Consider the following 5,870-nt stretch of genomic DNA (forward strand, 5'->3'; position numbering starts at 1 on the left):
GCCTCGCGCTTGAACTCAGGGGTAAAGGTACGACGTTGCTTGGTCATCAGACACCTCTCTATGGCGAGCATTCTCGCTTAAATGGGTGTCCGGTTTCATTAGACCACTACACTGATGAACGCTCACCACGCTCGAGATACCGTAGATTTAGAGATGCCTAGCTCCTCTGCTGTCTCACGCTGAGTGAGACCCCTTTCTTTACAAGCCCTAATCGCAGATGAGCGTTCACATCTAGCCGCTTCCCTAGCTTTGACGCCTCCCAGCTCAAGCTGGCGAGTCAATTCCGCTGGGCCACCCAGATGCTCAAAATCCCGAAGCTGAGCTGCGACCAAATTGGCCACTTCCTGGCTTGAGCATCCTTTTTCTACTGCCTTCACAAGCATAACGAGCATGGCAGGCTCTACCCTGAGGCTTTCGGATAGTTGCTCCAGCATGCCAAGGGTGATGTCAGATAAGCCCGCTTCCAGCTTGTACAAGTGCTTACGATCCGCTGGCAGCTCTGCCTGGGTGATCCCCTTCATCACTCGGAGTGTGCGGATAACGGCGGCAAGTGCCTCGTGCGGCAGCATAACTCGCTCCAAAATCGAGCATAGAGTCACATTGCCATGACCCACTCCACGGTCTATAGTCCCCTCCGTGGGGCGGTCTGGGTTTGGCGGGCAAAATGTCGTTCACCTCAGCGGCCAGTGGCTTATTGAAAACGAGCACAGGCTGATGTTCCGTAAACATTCAAAAATTTGACTAGCTGAAAATGCATAGGGAATGTAGTGATCAAATTCGACTGCACGAAAGTCACCGGGAAAATTGACTCTGTCAAAGTGACTGATCATATGACAAAAGGTTACAAAACTCTGATAATCGTGGACGGCAACAAGCTGCCGAACATCCAGATGGAATCTGATTTCTTTGAGGAGTTGAACTCAGGGGATGAGGTCACGCTTTATACGATCTGCAAGAACTCCAATAAAAAAGAAAAGAATTTTGGCGTTTTGTATGGCTACAAAAAGAAAGGTGGAAAAGTCAATTTTGCGACTAAATATCGCTGGACAGTCCCCGCAATGATGATCTTTTACGCGGTTCTGGCCTTTTGTTTAGTCTTCGTCATTGGCTGGCCTGTGTCTGCGTCACTTCTGGCCTTGACTGGTATGGGCAATCACACTGGTATATCGCAGATCACTCATTACGCTTTCGTGGAAGCATGCCTAGCTGCAGGATTTTATCTGTGGGGCGCATGGAAAATGCTCAGCATGACTGCAGATCCTGATGCCTGGCAGGTGATAGATCCTCAGACACTATCGAGCCGGTTCAGCAAGCTGGACAAGTGAGACCTTGGGACGGGCGGCGCAGACGCACTGTCGCCCCTCTCAAAGCCATCGGGGCCTTCGCGCCTTTGTTGGCCTTTGGCAATAGCAACGAGCCCAAGCACAACGCGAGATGATGGCAGCGGAACGGAAGCGGCGAGCCAAGGAGCTACCGGGTTGCTTAGCGCCCCTGTGAACACTTCGGGGCTGACGCCAATCGAATTTAGCGGCTTATTTGCGGACGAGGTGCTTGTACTCTTCCCTAGCCGCGATGATCTGGTCGCGGATCTCTTCCGGATGGATAGACATGCCACCCCTATGCGTTACCCGAAGCGTCTTGAGCCGATTGGCGGCTTGGATAAATTCTCTCTCGCGCTGGATCTCCCACTCAGGACGTCTGTCCTTGAAGAGGCGTTCCCGTATCGCATTCAGCCAAGGCATATGGCACCTCCGATGAGCCTATCAGGACGTCGATTTACGCTGTCCGTGGCCACAAGCTTACAACATCCACCAACGGGCAAGGATCATCCTCATGAGTAGCTGCTGACATCGAGGCAAGCGGAGCGCGCAGGCCGTGAGGCCGGAGGCACTAGGATGGAAGCCCTACGGGCCACGACGCTGGCGCCAGCCAGTGACGTGGTTCACGACAGCCGGCCCCGGAGGGGAGTGCCCAAACAAACCTGCGAAGCACTGAGGCTTCACTCGCTATCATCCGGTTCAGTACGAATGGCCTGGAGTAAGTCCCGCCGCTCCCTGGTCATCACATTTGTTGGGATAGGCGCCATCCCCTGATCCGTGCAGAACTCGTCGATATACTTCACTTCACCATCCTGGGCAATCTGGTTCACCACTTCCCACTGACCATTCCGGAGCTCCAGATCGTAACCTGCGCAATTTGGCAAAGGATCTTTGGTATCGAGCTCACGGAACAGGCGCATGTTTTCGGGCGTGCCTGCGTCTTCTCCATGGCGGATGAACCACGCCACCGCGCGAATAAACTGTCCATGACTGAAGCCCAGTATGTTTTCGGCCAAAGATAACGCCAACCGGTCGAGCATTACCTTGGCGCGCTTGAGGAGCTCGATGAAAGACTCAGCGCCTGGCCCATCGATTGCGGCTTGATCACCCTCATTCCAATACGCGTCCACCAAGGGTTTGCGGTCAGCTTGGGTGGTGCCAGCTAGCCTGCTGGGACTCAGGTACGTGAACTCTTCGACAGCCCAGATCTCCAGTGGCACTTGGGGATACCGATTGGCCGAGGGCAAGGCGGTACGCATGGCGCGCTCGAATGGAGACGAGATTATTAAGCCGGGAGGAAATGCAATGTGATCGGCAACTATCTGGGCCTGGGAATGGCCTAGCTCGGTCAGTGGGATCGAGTCCGGAGCGGTGGTAGCCAAGCCGGCATTCGCTTCGCTTTGAGCGTGCCGGATCAGCCTTACGGATTTTGCTTTATCAGCTTTTACGCTATCTGCCATGCCACACCCGGAAAACCTTTGCTTGGTGGTTGAGTGTACCTGGCACGGATGAGACGGGGGGGGCTTACCATCGCCGATTGACCTCAACATCGGCGTACCAAGCGCTTGTTCTAATCGCAGGCAGCGGTAAAGAGATCTCGAATCTATTGAGGATGCATAGACATGCCACTGCGATCTGTCCCCCCCCAACTTTTCGAACCGGTTGAGGGTTGGCGGCGGGTGAGACATCTTTGCCCCCGACAAAAAGATGCGAAATTGGTGTTGGGGAACACAGGCTGAGATAGTCTTCGATGAGACCGATAGAATACAGGGACATCCAGTGGATCAAAATGAGAATATCGAAGCGGTGCTCTCAACGGTACACGCTCTGCTTCGCTCTGAAGGGTTGAGCGATGCAGCCGCAGTTGTACGCGAGTATCCCGCACATCTCGAACAGACGGGCTATGACAATTGGAATGGCGGTACCAACATCTGGGAGTGCCAATTCAAAGTGCCTGCCGAGCGCTATGTGCGCTTGGGAGCCAAGCGCAGCCAATTGGAAGAGCAGATCACCGCTCGGCTCAAGTCGGTAATCGAGCATGAGTCGCAAGATTGGTACTCGGCTAAGATTTTGCCAGCAAAAAAGCTAACTGCTGATTGGCGAGATGACTCTTCTGATTTAGCTCGACAGACCCGGATTAACATTCTCGACGGGCTTCGGCTGGAAAACATCGCCTGGTATGGTCGGCTCAACGACGTCGAATTTTTGAGTCGGTTGTATGACCTGCAAAAGCTCCCATCGACCGATCCCCGGTACAAGGATGCTGCTGGTGACATATGGCAGCACCGTATCAACAACGATGATTGGGAGGATGACTGGATCTTCACGGATAGCCGTTTTCAGCTCATTGATGGCTCAGCCGAGGATTTTCTGCGATTCCTCTGCGAAGTCCTGCACCCGATAGTGCGCTCTGATCGGGACGAAGCTATCAAGACCGTTATTCATTTCAACGACCAATTAAGGCTAGCCGGTTGGGAAATCTACGAGGAAGAACGGATCGCAGGGCGTCCAAGATTTTCATCCCGCCGACTGACCAAAGGCGCCTCCCAGGTCGTGCAGCGCGCTAAAACCGTTGCGGATGCGCTGGGTGCCGGCTGGATGGCCAAAGAGATCGAGAGGCTTGAAAACGCTGTTGATATAGATCCAGCACTCGCAATAGGCACAGCGAAAGAAATAGTCGAAAGCTGCTGCAAAACGATTCTTACGAAGCGAGGAGTGCCCGTCCGCAAAACCGACGATCTCGGTGATCTGACCAAGAAGCTCACTAAAGAATTGCAATTGGTACCTGAGGGGATCTCTGATGAAGCTAAAGGAGCTGAGAATATACGTCTGATTCTTCGTAATCTGACCCAGCTCACCAGCAATCTTGCGCAGCTGCGTGGGCTTTACGGATCTGGGCATGGACGTGATGGCGGGCACCGAGGCCTACAGCCTCGTCATGCACGGCTTGCTGTGGCATCTGCTGTAGCGTTCATAGACTTTGTCTCGGAAACGTTCCATCAGAGGGAAAGCTCGAAGTAAGCTCATAATAGGTAAAGTTATGGGTGAACCATTCCAGGAACTGCTCCTGCGTGCTGAGCAAGCGGAGCGCGCAGGCCGACTGGCCGGAGAGCCGAGGATGGAAGCCCGAAGGGCCATGACTCCAGCGATGGCTGGGAGGCATGGTTCACGACAGCCGTACCCGCGAGGGCGGCCAACCATGTGGCAACCGCATCATCCATCAGTGCGCGGATGACTTTTGCTGCCGTCATGCTCAAGGCACAAGGTGCTGATCCATCGGCCAGTCGTCTGCTTGCCTGGAGCCCCACACTGCTCGCAAGTCTTCAACTAAAGACTTGCTGCAACGCTGACGGCCCCTTCGCAATATCTGTCCCCGCCATCGTAAAAGAAATGCAGCTCGCCAAACTTCGATTTCGCCAGCACAACGGTCACCGGAGTTACCTCTGGGTGCCTCTCTAAATGGGCCTGCAACGTATCGCAGAGTGACGAGAGGATGCCGCGCCAGCCTCGATTGCAGTAGATGTCGTCGACCGCAGGATCTGAGAACAGCGTAGGGTACCGCTGACGGAAGTCTTCAATAGTGATTTCTGGTAGGAAAGGGCTGGTCTGAGTCATCTTGACCTACTAAAGATTGGTTCCGAAGCACTTAAGGTACGGACGTTAGATGGGATGCGCCGAGTATCTGATGACGATGTCCCGAAGCAACAACTGATTCATCCATTCAGCAGGCAGAGCTGAAGCTCCGCCTGGGTGAAGGCATACGTGCACACTGAGGCCTGAGCCAGGGAGTCGAGGAGCAATGCTGCCCCCGTTGTCGGCGGAATGGTGATGTAATCCGCATGCGCACGCCAAAGGGCCTGGTAGTCTGACCGCTGCCTACTCGTCTGACCGCATGCCTTGATCCTGGATGTAATGCTTTAGCACCCCTAGCGAAGCATGTCCCATCAGGTACTGGGCAACGTCAGGGAGGTTTGGGCTGGACACATAGCTGCGGATTGCGGCGATTGATTGAGCCTCTTTCCTCCACTTCAAAACAATCCTGAGCAGCTCCTCGGGGGGCATATGCCTATCTGGACTGCGCTTCGACCGGAAAACGTAGTCTCCTGGCTGGAGCCCTTCCTTTTGGATGTATTTCGTCAGCCAGCCAATCATTTCCTGAGCTACAGGGACGTATGTCGGAGCCACACCCAGGGCTTTGTGGACAGGATGTGAGACCTGTTGGCGGTTTCCGTCTGGGTAGCCAACCTTAGACTGGACGATCTCCAACCTTCTGAGTCCTGTGATCTGCATGAGTCCCAAGAGGCAGATGTCACGAAGATTGCCTTTACGTATCACGGACTCCCAGAGGATCTGGCAGCTTCGACCAAATGTTCGGCATGCGTATCCTCCCTGGAACCTGGCTGATTAGGCGTATCTCGATGGTAGCTTAGCGGCTGATGCGCAGGAAATGGACGTCGCGTGGAGGCCAGTAGGATGGACTTGCCCCTACCAAACCGGACACCAACTCCCCGTTAAATTGATGCTGCTGCCAAGCGCCTAAATTCTCTTGGC

General features: G+C 54.3%; 6 protein-coding genes. 2 read left to right on the plus strand and 4 right to left on the minus strand.

The window, feature by feature from the left end; genetic code table 11:
• Window positions 1–122 precede the first annotated feature (122 nt).
• Entirely contained in the window at window positions 123–569 is a 447-nt protein-coding gene (locus tag AC3WJP_RS28965; protein WP_493724584.1) for a helix-turn-helix domain-containing protein, read from the minus strand.
• Window positions 570–767: 198 nt separating this feature from the next.
• Between AC3WJP_RS28965 and AC3WJP_RS28970 the strand changes: the two genes are divergently transcribed.
• Complete coding sequence (locus AC3WJP_RS28970) at window positions 768–1,325, plus strand: hypothetical protein (RefSeq protein WP_493724583.1); 558 nt, start codon at window positions 768–770, stop codon at window positions 1,323–1,325.
• Between the two features lie 674 nt (window positions 1,326–1,999).
• Here AC3WJP_RS28970 and AC3WJP_RS28975 read toward each other — a convergent pair.
• A complete protein-coding gene (locus AC3WJP_RS28975) occupies window positions 2,000–2,779 on the minus strand; it encodes a histidine phosphatase family protein (RefSeq protein WP_493724582.1) in 780 nt (259 codons plus the stop codon).
• A 319-nt stretch (window positions 2,780–3,098) separates the two neighbouring features.
• On the opposite strand from AC3WJP_RS28975, the gene AC3WJP_RS28980 reads away from it, so the two are divergent.
• Complete coding sequence (locus AC3WJP_RS28980; RefSeq protein ID WP_493724581.1) at window positions 3,099–4,340, plus strand: abortive infection family protein; 1,242 nt, start codon at window positions 3,099–3,101, stop codon at window positions 4,338–4,340.
• 306 nt (window positions 4,341–4,646) lie between these two features.
• On the opposite strand, the gene AC3WJP_RS28985 is transcribed toward AC3WJP_RS28980, so the two are convergent.
• Together AC3WJP_RS28985 and AC3WJP_RS28990 are read right to left on the minus strand one after the other, a co-directional pair.
• Entirely contained in the window at window positions 4,647–4,934 is a 288-nt protein-coding gene (locus tag AC3WJP_RS28985) for a hypothetical protein (RefSeq protein ID WP_493724580.1), read from the minus strand.
• Between the two features lie 261 nt (window positions 4,935–5,195).
• Entirely contained in the window at window positions 5,196–5,654 is a 459-nt protein-coding gene (locus tag AC3WJP_RS28990) for a tyrosine-type recombinase/integrase (RefSeq protein ID WP_493724579.1), read from the minus strand.
• Window positions 5,655–5,870 lie beyond the last annotated feature (216 nt).

The sequence above is a fragment of the Pseudomonas sp. GW821-FHT01A09 genome, from assembly GCF_058986725.1.